The sequence below is a fragment of the Streptomyces gilvus genome, assembly GCF_022513565.1.
In the GTDB taxonomy this organism is placed as follows: domain Bacteria; phylum Actinomycetota; class Actinomycetes; order Streptomycetales; family Streptomycetaceae; genus Streptomyces; species Streptomyces gilvus.
Window position 1 is genome coordinate 1 of the sequence record NZ_JAKWBE010000043.1, and the last position, 17,406, is coordinate 17,406.

Below are 17,406 nucleotides of genomic sequence, written 5' to 3' on the forward strand. Positions count from 1 at the left end.
GTGGGCCGGCCCTGGATCTGTTCGTCGGCGCCGCGCGGCGTCCTGGAGTTGGGGTGGTCGGTTGATTGCCGCGAGCGGGCTGCGTTGGGTGCTAAGTCTTATGTTCGCCGTGCCGGTCGTGTACGGGGTGTGGCGGACGGTTTCGCCCGGGACGGGCATCGCGGAGCGGGTGGATCACGCGCTGCACGCGGCCATGGGGGTGCTGATGATCGCGATGGCCTGGCCTCAAGGAATGGATCTGCCGGTCGTTCCTCAGGTCGTGCTGTTCTGCGTGGGCGCGCTTTGGTTCGTCGCCGCCGCTCCGTTCCGATCGCTGGGCGGATCGCGGGGGCGGTCGGTGGTCGCCGTCCTGCCACACGTCGTGATGATGGGCGCCATGGCTTGGATGGTGTGGGCGATGGACTCCTCCGGGAGGATGTCCGGCGGCGCCACTTCGGGCGGGGCGCACGACATGGCCGGGATGGACATGTCGGGTGGCTCGGGTCTCGCCTCCATGACTCTGGCCGGGACGGGGCCCGTGGCGACGGCGGTGCTTCTCGCGGTCGTCCTGGGCGGTCTCGGGCTGTCCTGGCTGACCCGTGCGCTGGACCGGGCCCGGGGCAGGCACGAGGAGGAAGGTCGGCGTCCGGGGGACGACTGCTCGCCCGAGGCGGGACGCGACGGGGCTCTGGGCCCCGGCTGTCATGCGGCTATGGCGCTCGGGATGGCGGTCATGTTCGCTCTGTTGGCGTGACGTCGTCGGCCTCCAGGAGACACGTCCCTGCGCGCGGTGCCCCAGTTCGCCCGGGGTGCGCCAGACCGAGGTCACCTCTCGGCCGGGGCCCGTCGGCAAAGTGCCGTAGAGGCCTGTCGGTTCGCTGTTTTTCGGGGGCCGGCTTGGGCAGGTAACGGTCGGGCCGTCCATGGCCGGACGCGGTGAGCGGGACAGCGGCGGGGGAAGCAGGGGTGAGGTTCCGTGGCCGAAGCACTCGGCAGGCAGGTGAGCGTCACGGACGGGACGTGGCCCTGGGAGCGGCCCGTCATCCGTCCGCGCGGGTGGACGGCGGTGGGTCAACGCCTGAGCAGGGTCTGTTGCCCGTGCTGACCACGGTCGTACTGATCGCGGGCTACGCCTGGCTCGGCTCTTTCGTCGGGGGTGTGATCGGGGCCGCGGTCGGTGCCGCCGCGGGGCTGGTGATGACCGGTGGGCTGCACATGACGGTGAACCGGGTCGTGTCGGGCCCGCGCGGGCGCCGTACCGTTTCCGGTCCTGGACGCCCGGACGCGTACTGACGTACAGGCCATGGCGCCCGGCCGCCGAGAACGGGTACGGGCTCGCGTCCGTGGCGGGGAACGTGTCCGTCAGGCTGCGATCGTTTCGGTGACCTCGTACCCCGCCTCCACGATCGCCGCCCGCAGTCGCGCGTCGTCCAGCTCCGTACCGCCGACGGAGACCGATCCCGCCGTGACGTCGACGTTCACGTCGGTGACGCCGGGGACCTGGGAGACCTCGTCGGTGATGCTCGCAGCGCAGTGCTCACAGCTCATTCCGGTGACGAGGTACTGCTTCTGTGCCATGGCCCAACTCCTGGGTGCTGGTTAGGCGTTCGTACACCTCTTGATACGAATGCACCGGTTCACGCGTTCACCCGGTGCCGTCCACTACTGAGTCGGGGCGCCTGCTCGGCGAGTTCCCGGCTGTGGTGCGGTTCACTCTTCCGGAGCATTACGCGCGGGGCCGGGGCACGCTCGTTCGCGCCCCGGCCCTTGGCGCGGTCAGCGCGCGGTGGCGGATCCAGCCGTACGGCGATTCCGGACCGCTCCCACGGCCAGGTCGACGGCGAGGAACGCGGCCAGCGGTATGCCGAACAAGGGAATGACCCAGCCGACCACGGCGACCGCGACAATACCGACAGCGACAGCCCAGGACGGCAGACCGCGCCAGGCGCCGCGGGCGGGCGGGGCGCCGAGGCCGGCACGGCGGTCGTCCCGGGTGGGACGGCGCTGCCACCACATGCGGTAGCCCCACACGATCACGCAGATCAGACCGATGGCGAGCACGGCCAGCAGGATCTGGTTGGCGAGACCGAAAAGCGTGCCCATGTGGGCGTTGATGCCCCAGCGGGTGAGTTTGGCCATCACCGGCCAGTCGGCGAAGGCGATCCGGTCGGTCACGCGGTCGGTGGTCGGGTCGACGGCGACGCTGTCGCGTCCGACCGGCCAGAGGTTGCGGGTCTGCGTCACCGTCCATGCGGTGCTGCCGTCCGCGGGCACGGCGATCGACACCGGGCCGTCCACGCCGTCGGCCCGGGCCGCCTTCAGGACGCCGTCTATCGCGGCCGGGTCGACGCTCTTCTTGGCGCCGGAACTTGCCGTGCCTGTCGTCAGGGATGTGGCCACCGAGGGCGTGTGAGCGTGCAGCGCGTCGACTGCCTCGGTGAAGTTGGCGCCGGCGTAGCGCGACCAGGTCAGGCCGGTGGCTGACAGGCCCAACAGGCCGATGGAGAGCCAGACTCCGGTGGCGGCGTGCCAGCTGCGGGTGCGCCGGACGCCCTTCTTCGCGGCCCGGTCCGGCAGCAGCAGGCGGCGCGCGGTCCGCCGGCCGTGCCGGCGGCGCCACCACAGAACAAGTCCACCGAGGACGAGCACCCACAGCCAACTGGCCGCGGTCTCCGAGTAGTAGCGGCCGACGGTCCCCAGGTGCAGGTTGCGGTGCAGCGCGTCCAGCCACGTGGTGAGCGGGGTCTCGGCGTACCAGGTGGTCAGCTGTCCCTTGGTCTTGCCCGTGTACGGGTCTACGTAGACGGTGTGGCTCTTCTCGCCGAGTTCGGGCAGGGCGAAGTCGACCTGCGTGGTGTCATCGCCGCTTCCCGGGCGTACGGCGGTGAGCGTGCCGTTCGGGTGCGCCGCGCGGGCGGCGGCGACCTGCTCGGACAGGGGCACGGTGGTGCCATCCGTTTGGGAGACGTGGAGTTCCTTGCCGTAGACGAGCGAGTCCAGTTGCGGCGTGAAGGTGTAGAGCAGCCCGGTTACGGCCGCGACGAGCAGGAACGGCGCCACCAGGATCCCGGCGTAGAAGTGCAGTCGTGCCAGCAGGGTGCCGAGCCCTTCCGGCTTCCGGGCGGGCGCGGGCGCCGTCGGTTGCGCGGCCGTTGCGGTGGCCGTGGCCTCGGCGCCCGCACCGGCTTGTTCGGACAGAGGGGGTTCTTCGGAGTCGACGGTCGTCATCTTCACCTCGTGCTGGGGTCGACGGTGCGCGGGACACCGGTATTCGTGCGGGACGCTCGGCGCCGGCCGCCTGATCGCCGCGACACCGCTCCAGCGGCCCGAATTCAGCCGCTGTCCTGAACTAGTCGGATGGAAGGTCCTGCGAGTTCCTGGGGAATCACTCGAATTCGCCGCTGTTGACAGGCGGGGCGGTTCGGACGGGCCTACGGGACGGAATCGGGCCGGACGACGGCGCTGGGCATTTGCACGTAGTCGTCGTAGGGACCGCTTCGGTTCGCCGGCGCCATGAGGACAATCCTCACGTGGGACGGTTCCTCGTCGGTGCTCCCGTACCCGGTGGCGTCGTGCCACGATGACGGCACCCGGGCCACGATGGAATTCGCCTTCCCGAGCGTGGCCCGGTCTGTGCCTGCCGACCGCCACGTCGCCATGCCCCGCCCGGTGCGGGCGGCGGCCGGCAGGCTCAAAGAATCCATCACCGGAGCCCGGACTCCCGCCCGGAGTACGGGAGTCTGGACGCCAGGTCAGTCGCCGGCGCCCCCTTCCAGGGTTCTACGGCGTCGCAGTGTGCGGACGGCGAGTAACCCACCGCCCGCCACCACGGCGAACGCCCCCGCGACAGCGGCAGTCGCAGTGGTACGACTCATGCCCGCGACGGTGTCCGAGCCTCCCGTCTGCGGGGCGGGCAGGCTCAGGTCCGCGCAGGCCGCAGGCGTGCCGGCGGGCTTGGTGCCCTCGGCGGCCTCGAACTGGTAGGCGTTGGTCTGGGCGTCCCCGTCTCCCGCGGTGATCGAGTAGGTGAGGGTGATGACGCCCTTGGGCAGCGGGGACACGGCGGCACAGGCGGTGTTGGCGTCGGTGACGACGGGCCGTCCGACCGGGATCTCCTTGCCGTCCGGCCCGACCATCCTGATCTCCGGCGCGATGCCGGAGGTCAGGTTGTCAAACGTCAGCCTGACCGCCTCGGTCCCCGCGCCGACCGTGGCTCCGGGGGCCGGGGCGGCGTTCTTGAGCGCGGTGTGGGCCTGTGCGGGTGCGCTGCCGAGGAGCAGCAACGCACCTGCGCACGCGGCGAGTCCGGCCGGCGCCGTCAGAAGTCGAAGTCGGCGCATGCGATTCGGTTGTCCTGTGCCTCGTTGGGATGGACGACGATCGCGACCGCGTCCGTGCCGGTCTTGCGCGCGTTGGTCACCGTGGTCAGGCCCATGCCGGATTTGTCGGCGGTGAACATCAGATGGATCTCGTTCGGGGGCATGGTCGGGCCGCCCTTGTCGAACTGGAAGTGACTCCCGCCGTTGTCGTCCGAGCAGTGCTGGGCGTGCAGATGGGCCATGTAGACGTGCCCCGCCTTGAGTCCGGTCAGGGAAACCGTGACGGTGGTGCCCTTGGCGCCCTGGGCCAGCCAGGCCGTGCCCTTGACGTCGTTCATGCCCGGCGGGCGGGTGTCGAGCATCTTGAAGGCGCCCTTCACCACCTTCGCTCCGGTCAACTCGTAGGCGGGGGTGGCCGAGGGGTCGCCCATCGCCTTGTCGGACATGCCCTGCATGTCGTGGGCGGAGGACGATGCGGAGGCTCCGCCGTGGGTGGATGCGTGGTCGACCGAGTCTCCACCGCAGCCGGTGAGCAGGGCCGTCAGGGTCGTGGCGAGGAGAGTGCCGAGGACCAACCGACTGGTTCGGCGGCCGAGTTGGGGCGCGGAGGGACAGTCGGTCGGGGACGGGTGGGCGGACGTGACGTGGTGCATGGGACTCCCGATCGGTACGGGGAAGCATGCGCCGCCACCCGCGCGGGCGGAGGACGCGTGCCGGGCCGAGATGGACAGGAACACGGGGACACAGGAGCGCGCGGCAGCGGCGCACGTGGACCCGTCCTGTCGACCCCGGCGGACCGGGGTGATTCAGGAGTGCGTGGCGAACAGTGGGCCGAAGGACGCGCGTTGGACTGCCGAGGGGACCCTTGGCGGTCCTCTGCGGACGACGGCGTGCCTGAGCACGGCGAAGCCTGTCGGCGAGGCCGGGGCGGCGTCCGGAGCCGGTCGGCCCGCGAGAGTCCGGCGATCGAGCACGGGTCGCGCGAGCAGTCGGCGGACGCGCTTCAGCGGCGCGAGGAGTACGACGGCGAGGGCCCGGCCCAGCCGGTACATCGCCGTCTCGCCGCGCCACAGCCACACCCCGCACACGACGGCGGCGAGAAGGTGTGCCAGGAACATCGCGGCGGGGCCCTGATGGGCCGCGGCGAGGAACATCGGCATGCCGGCGGAGGTGCCTGCCGTTCCGCTCGGTGCCATGGTCATGCCGGCCCCCGAATGGTCCATGTGCATGGCCATTCCCGAGTGGGAGAACATCATCGCGTGGTCCATGCCGGACGCGGATCCGGCCTCCGCCACACTCGTCGGCCCGTGGGTCATCTGGTGTGCCAGGTCGAACAGCCGGTGCAGCAGTCCCTGCGCGACGGTCGTGAACCCGACCACGGTGCCGGGACCGCGTTCCCGGCCGGTGAGCCACCAGCCGGCCGAGACCGTCCCCGCGAACGCCGCGCCCAGCGCCCACCAGGGCAGCAGGTCACCGGACATCAGGGCATGTCCCAGTGCGCTCGTCACCACGCAGACGGCCGCGAAGACGACCGCCGACAGCGCGCGTGGGCTGCCGGCGCGTTCTCCGGCCGACGTCACGCGGGTCGCCGGGCGCGTGATGCCGCGCCATCTCCGGGACACAAGTCAACTCCTCGTACCGATGGGCTCATTGCCTCTTACGGACGGGAGTGCTCTTTCATTCAGCGGCTCTGGCAGGGCTGGCTTGGGCGCCCTGGGGGCTCCCGCCGCCCGCGAGAGGCCGGGCCGCGTACGTGATCCGGATGACGCCGTCTACGTGACGTTCGGTGCTCGCGCATACGCCGAAGACGTCGGCGAGAAGGGCCGGGGTGAGGACCTCCAGGACCGGGCCCGCCGCCGCGACAACTCCCTCCTGCAGGACGACCAGGTGGTCGCAGAGGCGGGCGGCGAGGTCGAGGTCGTGGAGCACGGCGAGGGTGGTGACGCCGGTGGCCCGGACGAGGTCCAGGAGCTCGAACCGGGCGCGGATGTCGAGGTGGTTGGTGAGTTCGTCCAGCACGAGGAGCTGCGGGTCCTGGGCCAACGCCCGTGCGAGCAGGACGTGTTGGCGTTCGCCGCCGGAGAGGGAGGCGTAGTCGCGGTCCGCGAAGGGGCGTACGCCGCAGCGGTCGATGGCGTCCGACACGGCCCTGTGGTCCTCGGTTCCGTCGCGGCCGAGGAGACCGTGGTGGGGGGCGCGGCCGAGGGCGACGATCTCGGTGACGGTCAGGCCGGTGGTGTTGCCGCCGGCGTCCTGGAGGACGGCGGCCGTACGGCGGGCGGCGGCGCGCGCGGACAGCCGCCATACGTCCTCGCCCACCCTGACCGCTCCGTCCACCGGGCGGAGCGAGCGGTAGACCGTACGCAGCAGATCACCTTGCCGCCCTGGGCCGCGAGTTCGTCCTTGGCCAGGTGGTGGGTCGTGCACGGGCGGCCCTTGGTCAGGCCTGCCGCGGACAGCACCATCACCCCTGTGCAGACACCGGCGACGGCGACTCCCGCCTCCTGTGCCCGTACCAGGTCCCGCAGGACATCCTGATCGTGGATCAGCCGGTCGCCGCCGCCCGGCACGACCAGAAGATCGGTTTCAGTGGGCTCCCACGCGGCCGGCACGGTGATCCTGGTGCCGAAGAATCAGGTCACCTCGCCGGGAGCCGAGGGCCGTACCAGCGTCGTCTCCACGTCCCCGCCCGCCTGTACAGCGTGCCCGAAGACGTCACGCGGTCCGATGGCGTCCTGCTCCTCCACCCCGTCGTACACGATGACCTGAACACGTAGGGGCATCGGCTTGTCTCCTTGGCTGGTGAAGCGTCCACGGACACCCCGGAGCGGGATCTGCGCTCCAGCGGCCCGTCTCCCTGGGCTGGCTCGACCTAGGAGTCGGACACGCCGCTCGCGCAGTTCCCGTCCCGCCCCTACTGATCCGCCGTCATGAATACGACCCACGCACCAGGGCGAAGTGGGGGTGCCGGGGCCGACCGCCCCGACAACCCCCGCACCAACCGGGCTCAGACCGCCGCCATCGCTCGGGCGGGTCCCTCCTCCCCCACTGCCTCAAGGGCGTGGGAGGTGCCCCCGTCCTCCAGCAGGTCCATCAGGCTCGCCCGGGCGCGGGCCACGCGGGAGCGGACCGTGCCGATCGGGCAGTCGCTGACCTCGGCTGCCTCCGCGTACGGCAGACCGACCATCTGCGTGAGGATGAACGCTTCCCGGCGCTCCTCGGGGAGCGCCGCCAGGAGGTCCAGCAGGGCGATGCCGTCGTCGAAGCCGGGCAGGTCGCACGGCTGGGACAGCTCGATGGCCAACTGCCAGTCCGGTACGTCGGACAGGCGGGGCCTGGCGGCGGCGTACCGGTAGCTGTCGATGACGGCCCGACGGGCGATGGACAGCAGCCAGGTGCGCGCCGACGAGCGGCCCTCGAAGCGGTGCAGGCTGCCGAGGGCGCGCAGGAACGTGTCCTGGGCGAGGTCTTCCGCGGCCTGTGGGTCGGCGCACAGATGGGCGACGTAACGCTGGACGTCCCGCTGCAGGGCGCGCACGAACCGCTCGACCGCGTTGGCGTCGCCACTTCCGGCGGCGAGTGCGCAGGCTGTGATCGACTCGTCGAGGGCTGCCGTTTCGTCACCTTTACCGCTTTGGGTGCGCGGGGTGGGCAAGGCAGATGTAATCACCCGGTGTCCTTCTCGGGATCCGTGATCCGCACCGACGCACGCAAGGGCACGCGGGCGGTTCCGGTGAGTGGGGAGACGGCCTACGGCACAGTGGCGCTACGGCGCCGGTGCGGTCGTACGGCCGTGTTCCGAGGTGCGCACGGGCAGCCTCGGGATCCAGCTGTCGTCAGGCGACAGCCGTTCCCGCGGGCGGACCCCGAGAGATGATCGTGTGGACGAGCAGGAGGAGACGCGGCGCCCGGTCCGAGCGGCGGCGCCGCAGGTGCGGGCGGGGGCGCTCCGGGGTGTCCGGCAGAGTGAGCAGCAGCCTCAGTGGTGCGGCCAGCCGTCCGGCGACGGCGCGCAGGATGCGGAAAGCGGCCTTCTCGCCGTACGCCAGCCACAGCCCGCACAGCAGCGCGGCCAGCAGGTGGGCGCCGAGCATTCCCGCCGTAGGCGAAGTACCGGCCGCCGCATGCCCCATGTGATCCATGTGGGTCATGTCCATGGAGCCCGTATGCATCGGCTCCATGTGCATCGGGCCCATGTGCATTGGGCCCATGTTGCTCATGTCCATGGATCCCGAGGACCCGGACGCCTCAGTCATCGACTGGGCGAGCGAGAACGCCTCATGTAGCGCCGTCTGGGTGGCGACCACGACCGCCACGATCAACGGCAGCCCACGTTCCCGGCCCGCCAGAGACCAGCCCACGGCACCGGTCGCAACCACCCCGGCTGCCAGCGCCCAGGCGGGCACGTCGGTGCCGGACATCAGGATGTGGCCCAGGGCGGCGAGCAGCACACAGACGGCCGCGAACACCGCGGCCCTTACCGTGCGAGAACACCACCCTGCTGTCATGGCGCCTCATCCTCGCATCCGGGCGTCGCTCGTCAGGTGGGGGTACGGATATCCACAGCTACCCCCACTCAATCCACAGCGTGTGATCCAGACCACGCAAATGGGCGGGAAGTCAACGGGACTTCGGCCCGACGTTTCCTTGGCCGGGGGCATGTGCGGGAGTCGGAGAGTGCTCCATGGGGCGGGTCGCGTGCGGCCACAGCGTCAGGGCGAACAGCACCAGTGGAGGGCCGGTGCCCGGGTCGGTGGCGTGGCCGGTCAGGAGTCCGCCTAGATCCTGGCCCAGAAGGCCGGTTGCGACCGTCAGGGCGATGCCCGCCGACAGGGCCAGGCACCGCGTGCGAGGGGTCAGGACCCCCACGCCGACGGCGATCGCGAGCAGCCCGAGGACGACGACGAACACCGCCTCCCATCCGCTGGCCAGCCCGCCCGCCGCGTGGTTGATGGCGGCGACCACGGCCGGCTCGTCCTCTCCGGTGTTGGACAGCTGGGCGGCCGGCACATGGGCGGCGGGTTCCAGCTCCAGGGCCGCCGTGCCGACCCACACCACCAGCCACGCCCAGCGGGCCACCGCCCCGCCCAGGAGCCCTCGATCCGCGATGGCCGGCCCGGCACGTCCGGGGCGCGGCCACAGCGCCAGGGCGACCAGCGCGTAGAGCAGGGCCGCGCCCGGGGCGCCGGTCAGCAGGTCGGTGCCGCTCATGAACAGACCGCCGAAACCTTCGCCGATGATCCAGACCCCCAGCGCCCACAGGACCGAGAAGGCCAGGGCCGGGCGGGCGGTGCGCCGCCACAGCAGGCCCACGCCGAGCGCGACCTGGAGCGAGGCGAACAGCGCGTTCCACAGGGCGGGGTGGGCGGCGAGCATGCTCGTCAGGTCGTACTCCACCGTCGCCACGGGCCCGGGCAGGCCCATGTTCGCCATGCCCAGCGTGTCCACGAAGAAGCCCCGGGTGAACATGGACGGCTGGAACTGCAGCGCCCCGTCCACCAGCCACAGCACACCCAGCGCGATCTCCACTCCGCGCCGTGTCACCCCTGGCGTGCCGCCCATATGCCGCAGGGAGAAATCCTGGATCTGCCGCTCGTCGACGGTCATGAGCCGGCACCTCCGCTCGCTGGTCCCGCCCATGTATACGAGCGAGAAGCGCCGGATATTCACTTTTGTGCGTTTTTTGCGGCCCCGGTGATCAGGAGGCGCGGCCGCTCGGGCGGATCACCACCGCGAGGGTCCTGATCGGCGACTGGTGTTCGAAATGCAGGGTGAAGGACACGAGGTCGCCGGCCCGCCACCCCGCCTTGGGCTGCAGGGTCACGTCCAGACCCTGCGGCGACATGGACAGTTCACCGCCCGCCCGGACGGCGACCGAGGCCACGCTCTCCCGGGAGGCGGCCGCGCTCCCGGTCATGCGATGACGGGTCAGTTCCGCCTCTCCCCGGGCCGCAGGTGTGGTCACGCCGACCAGCCGGTCGTCCGCCCCACCCAGATTCATCACGTCGAAGAACGCCGCGGTCTCCGTGCTGTCCCCGTACGGCAGGAAGACCCGCCCGTTCGATACGGCGATCCTCGCCGGGCTGCCCGCCTTCCCGGCCGTCACCCAGGTCGTCAGGCCCCCGAGGGCGAGGCTGAACGCGGCGACGGGCGCGATCGCGGCGAGCAGGCTGTCGGTCAGCCGTCGGCGGGTGGGCCGCCAGGGGTTCTGTCCGTTCATCGGGTACGCCTCCGGGTGGGCGAGGGCTGCCAGGCGCGCAGCCGCAGGCTGTTGCAGACCACCAGCACCGAGCTGGCCGACATGGCCGCCGCGGCGACCATCGGATTCAGCAGGCCGACCATGGCGAGCGGCACGGTGACGACGTTGTAGCCGAAGGCCCACACGAGGTTGGCGCGGATCGTGACCAGCGTGCTCCGGGCAAGCCGGACGGCGTCCGCCAGCGCCTCGATGTCTCCGCGTACGAGGGTGACGTCGGCGGCGCCGATGGCCACGTCCGTTCCGGTACCCATCGCGATCCCGAGGTCGGCGCCGGCCAGCGCCGCGGCGTCGTTCACGCCGTCGCCGATGACCGCGACCCGGTATCCCTCCGCCTGGAGATCTCGTACAAGGCCGGCCTTGCCCTCGGGAGTGCAGCGGGCGTGCACCTCGGCGATGCCCAATGCCTTCGCGACGGCCTGCGCGGGCGCCTCCCCGTCGCCGGTGGCGAGTATCGGCCGTACGCCGAGTCGCCGCAGCCACTCGACGGCGCGGTAGCTGCCCGGCCGTACGACGTCCCCGACCTCGATGCGGGCCTCCGCGACACCGTCCACGTACACCAGCACCGGCGTGTGCGCCCCGGCCTCCGCCACCGACAGTCCAGGGGGCAACTCGTCTTCCGGAGCGAGGACTTCGACAAGATGCCCCTCGACCCGGCCGCGCACGCCCCGCCCTGGCAGCGCGCTGAACTCTTCTACCTCGGGAAGCGGCTGATCCAGCTCCCGCCGGGCGTACGCGGCGATGGCCCGTCCCAGCGGATGTTCCGAGCCCTGCTCCACGGTCCCCGCCAGCCGCAGGACGTTCTCCCGACCGAGCCCGTCCGGTACGGCGGTGACGCGGGCGACGCTCATGTGTCCGGACGTGAGCGTGCCGGTCTTGTCCAGCACCACGGCGTCGAGATGCTGAAGCCCCTCCAGAGCCTGCGGGCCGGTGACGAGGACGCCCAGTTGGGCGCCGCGCCCGGTCGCCGCCATCAGCGCGGTCGGCGTCGCCAGCCCGAGGGCGCACGGGCAGGCCACGACGAGCACGGCCACGCACGCCGTGATCGCCGCCTGCGGATCAGCCCCCGCGCCGAGCCAGAACCCCAGCGCCGTGACGGCCAGCGCCAGCACGACCGGCACGAAGACCCCGGCCACCGTGTCGGCCAGCCGCTGCGCCCGCGCCTTGCCCGCCTGCGCCTCGGTCACCAGCCGGGTGATCCGGGCGAGCTGGGTGTCGGCGCCGACCGCGGTGGCCCGCACCAGCAGTAGCCCGCCGGCGTTGACGGCCCCGCCGACCACGGCCGAGCCGGGCCCGACCTCGACGGGCTCGCTCTCGCCGGTGACGAGGGACAGGTCGATCGCCGAACTCCCCTCCGTCACCTGCCCGTCGGTGGCGACCCGCTCCCCCGGGCGTACGACGAAGACCTGCCCGACACCCAAGTCCTCGACGGCGATGAGCCTTTCGGAGCCGCCCTCCCGTACCGCGACTTCCTTGGCGGCGAGTTGGGCCAGCGACCGCAGCGCCGCCCCCGTCCCGCGCCGGGCCCGCGCCTCCAGGAACCGGCCGGCCAGCACGAACAGCGGTACACCCACGGCAGCTTCGAGATAGATGTGCGCGACACCGTCGGAGGCGGAGGGCACCAGACTGAACGGCATCCGCATGCCGGGATCACCCGCGCCACCGAGGAACAGCGCGTACGTCGACCAGCAGAAGGAAGCGACCACGCCGAGGGACACCAGGGTGTCCATGGTGGCCGCCGAGTGCCGCAACCCCCGTACCGCCCGCACATGGAAGGGCCAAGCACCCCACACGGCGACCGGCGCGGCTAGCACGAAGCACAGCCACTGCCAGTTGCGGAACTGCAGGGCGGGCACCATCGACAGCACGAGCACCGGCAGCGCGAGCAAGGCGGTGATCAGCAGCCGGTCGCGTTCCTGCCGACCGCCTTCCACCTCGTCTTCGCCCTCACGCTCCCGCTTCTTGGGCGGCTCGGGCAGGGCGGCCGTATAGCCGGCCTTCTCCACGGTCTCGACGAGTTCCTGTGGGCTGATCCCCGCCGGATGGCTCACGCGGGCCCGCCCGGTGGCGAGATTGACCGTCGCCGTGACACCGTCCAGCTTGCCGAGCTTCTTCTCGACCCGCCTCACACAGGCTGCGCAAGTCATTCCGTCGACCGTCAGGTCGGTGGTCACCAGGGCGGTCACGGCCGCGGCCATCAGCGGCCTCCCCCGTGCGACCCGCCCATGTCCATGTCGCCCATGTCGGTGCCGCCGCCGATGCTGCCCGTCCGGGTGCCGTGCATGCCGGGCGCCACCGGACCGGCGGCGGACCCGACGGCGTACGACGCCGTGAACATCAGCGCCAGCAGCAGAAGAAACCCGCAGAGCGCGGGCGCAGGCGCGAACCTTCGCAGCACCGCACCCGGGTCGGCGGGGGATTGCCGGGACTCGTCCATCAACCGTGTCTCCAGATCACGTCGTACGAACTCGGTCGGATCGAGCCGTACCGCTTCAGGAGTCGGGCCGACCGGTGGTCGAGTTCCACATCACCGTTGTGGCCCCCGTCACGCGAGGCTCAACGCACCAGCCCTGCCGACGCAATCACCGTCGACAGGGCCATCGATGCGTGCCCTATTTGGCGCGGGGTCCGGTGGCGCGGCTGCGCAGGACGGCGAACACCGCCGCGGCCAGCCCCAGAACGCCCACGATCAGCCCGGCGACACCGAGCCCGCGCGCGGTCGAGTCACTGCTCGATGCTGTCGACTTGGTGCTGGTTGAGGTCTTCGAACTTGTCGGCAACGGGGTCGTGCTGCTGGCGCCCTCGTCCGTTCCCTTGGCGGTCAGCTTGAGGACCGGCGCCGGGTTCTCCGGCTCCTCGCCGCCGGACGCCTCCTCGATCCAGCGGACGGTCTTGCCGTCGGAGTACGTCTGGAGGGTCTTGAACGTCAGCTGGTCGGCGTCCTCGGGCAGTTGACCGAAGGCGACGTTGAAGTCCTCGTAGTGACCGGGGTCGATCTTGCCTCCGGTCCAGGTGATCTCGGAGACGGCGTCGGTGATGGTGCCGTCGTCGGTCTTCACCGGCGTCTTCAGCTTGGTGTTCGTGACCTTCGCGGTCCAGCCGTCCTGCGGGGAGACGAGGACGCCGAGTACGGGGTGGTCGGTGGGAAGGAAGACCTGCACCTTGGTGGTGCCGGCGTTGTCCTCCTCGTTGGGGACCCGGAAGGTCAGGACACCGTCGGTGGCGCCCTTGGCGTAGCTCTCGGGGTGGACGGTGACGTGCGCGGAGGCGATACCGGCCGCGGCGAGGAGGCCGGCGGCGGTCAGGGCGGTCACGGTGCCGACGCGGCGCAGGGCGATACGTGCTCTGGACATGGGTGGGTGAATCTCCGTACTGGAAGGAATGTCGCGGTCAGATGGCGTACGACATCCCCGGCGGCGGCCCCCGCCGGTGCACGGCGTACCGCAGCCGCACACCCTTCATCGACCGGGACCCCGCGAAAGCCCGCAGCCCCGGCCGCCGCGTGTCCGGCACCCCTCCGGCGGTCCGCCACCAAGCGGCGAGCCCCGGCACGAACTCGATCGCCCACCGCAGCAGCGACCACACCGCGGCCTCGCCCCTCCGCAGCCACCAGGTCAGCACGAGCGCCGCCCCGACGTGGGCGGCGGTGGCGTGCGGTGTCAGCGCATGTGAGCGGGCGTGGGCGTCGGTGGTCATCCGCATGCGGTGCGTGACCATCCCGGCGTGGTGCGGCTGGACGGCATGGAAGACAAAATGCAGTCCGCCCTGGGCGGCGAGCGTCACGGCGCCGATACCGACCAGCGACCGCTCCCGGAGCACGTCCACCGCCAGCCTCCTGCCACGCGACCTGCCCCTTACTGAAGCCGTCGGTTCCTGTTTTCGGTGCACGGCCGGCGAACAGGTCTTGGTGTACCTCCGGGCCGTTTCCACTACGGACAGTTTCGCCCCCTGCGCGACTGCGGCAGCAGACCTACGCCCCGGAGGGCGCGCACCGGTCGCTTCCAAATCTTTCCCCGGAGCCGCTCCGCCCTGCTTTCCTCGCGTGTCGCGAGCCCAGACGACCGCGACATCAAACACGTCGACCTGCATGCCATGGCTGGAGCACAGCCAGATCGACAGCCCTGTTCTCGTTACCAGCGGCCTCAGGATGGCCACAATTCACGGCACCACCGCTGCGCCGCCCAGCAGAACAGGTCTCGCCGGCTACGCTCCTACCCGCATTTGCCCAGGTCAGGGGAGCATGAGCAGACGCAAACCGATCCGGCCCCAAACTCACGAGCAGCGGATTCAGTCCGTTCAGGCGAAGTTGACGTTCCGACAGCCCAAAATGAACGTTTCCGCAGGTCACAGCCCTGCACAGGTGGGGCGGGTGGGACTCGAACCCACGGCCGACGGATTATGAGTCCGCTGCTCTAACCGGCTGAGCTACCGCCCCGTACGGCGTGTCGCGTACATGTGTACGCGCCGTCTGCCGCAGCATAGCCGCTCATACGATCTCCTGCTTCGCAGGGGCGACTTCGCCTGCCCTTGAGGACTCCGCCGTGACCTGCGCGGTTCCCGAGACAGGGGTGAGGACATGAAAAAGGACCCCTTCGGGGGCCCTCGTTCAGCATGCTCCCCCGACTGGACTCGAACCAGTAACCTGCCGGTTAACAGCCGGCTGCTCTGCCAATTGAGCTACGGAGGACCGAGCTCCCCCGACTGGACTCGAACCAGTAACCTGCCGGTTAACAGCCGGCTGCTCTGCCAATTGAGCTACGGAGGAATGCCTCGTTGCATCGAACGTACCTACCTGGGTATTCGCCAGGGGGCGGGCGCTCGCTGCGACACATACATTAGCGCAAGCAGGGGGGTGCTCCGCCAATCGGTTCCCCCGGCGCCGACCACACGAGGGAAGGGTGGCCTCCATGCGCTACAAGCTCACGTTCGTCGTCGGCCTGGCTCTGGGTTACGTGCTCGGCACACGCGCAGGGCGCGAACGCTACGAGCAGCTGAAGAAGTCCGCACGCCAGGTCGCCCAGAACCCGGCCGTCCGCAACACCGCCGAGACGGCGGCCCAGCAGGGCCGCCAGTTCGCCGGCAAGGCGTACCACACGGTCAGCGACAAGGTCGTCGACCGGGTGCCGGAGTCGGTGGCCGGGCGGGTGCGGTCCTTGAAGGACCGCACCACCAACGGGACGGGCCAGGACGACTGGGGTACCAGCAATACATAGGTACGCGGCAGCCGGTGGCACACAGCCCCGCGGCACACACCCCCATGGCGGACGGCCCATAGAATTTCCGCCATGGGGATAGTCGCCGGGCTGGACAGTTCGCCCGATTTCACTCGCATCGTCGTCTGCGACACGGACACGGGCGCCGTGCTCAGGCAGGGGTACGCCCCGCATCCGGTGGACGGCGACCGCCCCGCGGACGTCGATCCGCAGGCCTGGCTGCTGTCCCTCGGCGAGGCGGCCGGCGGAGGTCTGCTGGAGGGCGTGCAGGCCATCGGCGTGTCCGCGCAGCAGAACGCCGTGATCCCGCTGGACGCGCAGGGCGGCACCGTGCGCCCGGCGATGGTCGGCGGCGACAAGCGCACGCAGGTCGCGGCGGCCGATCTCATCGACGCGCTCGGCGGGCGGGAGGCGTGGGCACAGGCCGTGGGGTGCGTGCCGCAGGCGGCGCAGCCCGTGACCAAGCTGCGCTGGCTCGCCAAGAACGAACCCGACGCCGCCCTGCGCACCGCGATCCTCATGCAGGCCCACGACTGGCTGGTCTGGCAGTTGCTGGGGCGGCCCGTGAGGAGAACCACGGACCGGGGCGGCGCCTCCGGGACCGGGTACTGGTCGGCGGCCACCGGCAGTTACCGCACCGACCTCGTCGAGCTGGCGCTCGGTCACCAGGCCATACTGCCCGATGTGATCGGCCCGGCCGAGGCGGCCGGTACGACCCCCGAGGGGCTGCTGATCTCCGCCGGCACCGGCGAGACCATGGCCGCCGCCTTCGGGCTCGGCATCGGGCTCGGCGACGCCGTCGTCTCGCTCGGGGCGTCCGGGTCCGTCATGGCCGTCCACCCCGAGGCCCTGGTCGACGGCACCGGGATGATCACCGCCCTCGCCGACGCGACCGGCATGCACCTGCCCGTCGTCACCACCCTGAACGCCGTGCGGACCCTGCGCGGGACCGCCGAGCTGCTCGGGCTGCCGGATCTGGAGAGCCTGTCCGACCTGGCGATGAAGTCGACGCCGGGCGCCCACGGCCTCGTACTCCTGCCCTATCTGGAAGGTGAGCGGACGCCGAACCTGCCGCACACCGCGGGGACCCTGTCGGGGCTGCGGCGGGAGTCGATGAAGGCCGAGCATCTGGCGCGGGCCGCGTTCGAGGGCATGCTGTGCGGGCTCGCGGACGCGCTGGACGTGCTGCGCGGGCGGGGCGTGGAGGTGCGGCGGATCTTCCTGCTGGGGGCGGCCGCCGAGCTGACGGCCGTGCAGGCGGCGGCGCCGGCGCTGTTCGGCGCGCAGGTCGTCGTACCGCAGCCCGCCGACTACGCGGCGATCGGGGCCGCCAGGCAGGCCGCGTGGGCGCTCGGCGCCTCGCAGGGGACGCTGGATCCGCGCACTCCGCCGGCCTGGCAGGGCGCGGCGGCGCAGGTGCTGGAGCCCGGTGAGGAGCTGGCGGTGGGGCAGGCGGTGCGGCAGCAGTACGTGTCGGTGCGGGAGCAGACCCATCCGGGCGCCTTTCGCCCGTAGGACCCCGGCAGATCCCGGCGCGTTCCGCCCGTAGGCCCCCGGCAGACCCCGGCGCGTTCCGCCCGTAGGACGGCGAAAGGCACTGCTGTCGGCTTAATCGGTTGAGGTAACACGGGTGGAGTGT

Annotated in this window: 19 protein-coding genes, 3 tRNA genes and 1 pseudogene; 4 read left to right on the forward strand and 19 right to left on the reverse strand. The window is 71.2% G+C overall.

The features are described 5' to 3' along the window. The first annotated feature begins 100 nt into the window (after positions 1-100). Positions 101-733 carry a DUF5134 domain-containing protein gene (locus MKW14_RS37865; RefSeq protein ID WP_308314678.1) on the forward strand — a complete coding sequence of 211 codons (633 nt, stop codon included), beginning with the start codon at positions 101-103 and terminating at the stop codon, positions 731-733. Between the two features lie 338 nt (positions 734-1,071). Continuing rightward, positions 1,072-1,272 carry a hypothetical protein gene (locus MKW14_RS37870; RefSeq protein WP_240870889.1) on the forward strand — a complete coding sequence of 67 codons (201 nt, stop codon included), beginning with the start codon at positions 1,072-1,074 and terminating at the stop codon, positions 1,270-1,272. A 69-nt stretch (positions 1,273-1,341) separates the two neighbouring features. Here the strand turns inward: MKW14_RS37870 and MKW14_RS37875 are convergent, their stop codons facing one another. The 19 genes and pseudogenes from MKW14_RS37875 to MKW14_RS37965 form a co-directional block, all read right to left on the reverse strand. Next, the gene (locus MKW14_RS37875; protein WP_240870891.1) at positions 1,342-1,557 is read right to left on the reverse strand and encodes a heavy-metal-associated domain-containing protein; all 216 of its coding nucleotides are present in this window, start codon (positions 1,555-1,557) and stop codon (positions 1,342-1,344) included. A gap of 198 nt (positions 1,558-1,755) precedes the next feature. Further along, positions 1,756-3,207: a PepSY-associated TM helix domain-containing protein gene (locus MKW14_RS37880; RefSeq protein WP_240870894.1), complete on the reverse strand. Its 1,452-nt coding sequence runs from the start codon at positions 3,205-3,207 to the stop codon at positions 1,756-1,758. Positions 3,208-3,731: 524 nt separating this feature from the next. Beyond that, on the reverse strand, positions 3,732-4,319 hold the full coding sequence (locus tag MKW14_RS37885) for a copper resistance CopC family protein (RefSeq protein WP_240870897.1): 588 nt from the start codon (positions 4,317-4,319) through the stop codon (positions 3,732-3,734). After that, a complete protein-coding gene (locus tag MKW14_RS37890) occupies positions 4,298-4,951 on the reverse strand; it encodes a superoxide dismutase family protein (RefSeq protein ID WP_240870899.1) in 654 nt (217 codons plus the stop codon). Before MKW14_RS37890 ends, MKW14_RS37885 begins: the two co-directional genes overlap by 22 nt. 153 nt (positions 4,952-5,104) lie before the next feature. Then, complete coding sequence (locus MKW14_RS37895; RefSeq protein ID WP_240870902.1) at positions 5,105-5,920, reverse strand: hypothetical protein; 816 nt, start codon at positions 5,918-5,920, stop codon at positions 5,105-5,107. 55 nt (positions 5,921-5,975) lie between these two features. Further along, on the reverse strand, positions 5,976-6,725 hold the full coding sequence (locus MKW14_RS37900; RefSeq protein ID WP_374116657.1) for an ABC transporter ATP-binding protein: 750 nt from the start codon (positions 6,723-6,725) through the stop codon (positions 5,976-5,978). 5 nt (positions 6,726-6,730) lie between these two features. Next, positions 6,731-6,910 (reverse strand): annotated as a pseudogene (locus MKW14_RS41135) (DJ-1/PfpI family protein); the annotation flags it as partial. Between the two features lie 21 nt (positions 6,911-6,931). Then, positions 6,932-7,081 (reverse strand): hypothetical protein, encoded by a 150-nt coding sequence (locus MKW14_RS37910; RefSeq protein WP_240870904.1) that lies wholly within the window; start codon positions 7,079-7,081, stop codon positions 6,932-6,934. Positions 7,082-7,305: 224 nt separating this feature from the next. Further along, a complete protein-coding gene (locus MKW14_RS37915) occupies positions 7,306-7,968 on the reverse strand; it encodes a sigma-70 family RNA polymerase sigma factor (protein WP_240870906.1) in 663 nt (220 codons plus the stop codon). A gap of 166 nt (positions 7,969-8,134) precedes the next feature. Further along, positions 8,135-8,806, reverse strand: a complete 672-nt coding sequence (locus tag MKW14_RS37920) for a hypothetical protein (RefSeq protein ID WP_240870909.1) — start codon at positions 8,804-8,806, stop codon at positions 8,135-8,137. A 112-nt stretch (positions 8,807-8,918) separates the two neighbouring features. Next, entirely contained in the window at positions 8,919-9,905 is a 987-nt protein-coding gene (locus tag MKW14_RS37925; RefSeq protein ID WP_240870910.1) for a hypothetical protein, read from the reverse strand. A gap of 91 nt (positions 9,906-9,996) precedes the next feature. Further along, on the reverse strand, positions 9,997-10,518 hold the full coding sequence (locus MKW14_RS37930; protein WP_240870913.1) for a copper chaperone PCu(A)C: 522 nt from the start codon (positions 10,516-10,518) through the stop codon (positions 9,997-9,999). After that, positions 10,515-12,752 carry a heavy metal translocating P-type ATPase gene (locus MKW14_RS37935; protein WP_240870914.1) on the reverse strand — a complete coding sequence of 746 codons (2,238 nt, stop codon included), beginning with the start codon at positions 12,750-12,752 and terminating at the stop codon, positions 10,515-10,517. The genes MKW14_RS37930 and MKW14_RS37935 overlap by 4 nt, the downstream gene beginning before the upstream one ends. Beyond that, positions 12,752-12,991 carry a hypothetical protein gene (locus MKW14_RS37940; protein WP_240870915.1) on the reverse strand — a complete coding sequence of 80 codons (240 nt, stop codon included), beginning with the start codon at positions 12,989-12,991 and terminating at the stop codon, positions 12,752-12,754. Before MKW14_RS37940 ends, MKW14_RS37935 begins: the two co-directional genes overlap by 1 nt. Positions 12,992-13,166: 175 nt before the next feature. Beyond that, complete coding sequence (locus tag MKW14_RS37945) at positions 13,167-13,907, reverse strand: YcnI family copper-binding membrane protein (RefSeq protein WP_240870917.1); 741 nt, start codon at positions 13,905-13,907, stop codon at positions 13,167-13,169. A gap of 37 nt (positions 13,908-13,944) precedes the next feature. After that, the gene (locus MKW14_RS37950) at positions 13,945-14,379 is read right to left on the reverse strand and encodes a hypothetical protein (protein ID WP_240870920.1); all 435 of its coding nucleotides are present in this window, start codon (positions 14,377-14,379) and stop codon (positions 13,945-13,947) included. A 536-nt stretch (positions 14,380-14,915) separates the two neighbouring features. Further along, positions 14,916-14,989 (reverse strand) — tRNA-Ile (locus MKW14_RS37955). A 179-nt stretch (positions 14,990-15,168) separates the two neighbouring features. Continuing rightward, a tRNA-Asn gene (locus MKW14_RS37960) sits at positions 15,169-15,241 on the reverse strand. A 5-nt stretch (positions 15,242-15,246) separates the two neighbouring features. Then, positions 15,247-15,319 (reverse strand) — tRNA-Asn (locus tag MKW14_RS37965). A gap of 142 nt (positions 15,320-15,461) precedes the next feature. Here MKW14_RS37965 and MKW14_RS37970 point away from each other — a divergent pair. After that, positions 15,462-15,767, forward strand: coding sequence for a YtxH domain-containing protein (locus MKW14_RS37970; RefSeq protein ID WP_240870922.1), 306 nt, complete (start codon positions 15,462-15,464; stop codon positions 15,765-15,767). 72 nt (positions 15,768-15,839) lie between these two features. After that, positions 15,840-17,282, forward strand: coding sequence for an FGGY family carbohydrate kinase (locus MKW14_RS37975; RefSeq protein WP_240870924.1), 1,443 nt, complete (start codon positions 15,840-15,842; stop codon positions 17,280-17,282). Positions 17,283-17,406: the final 124 nt, after the last annotated feature.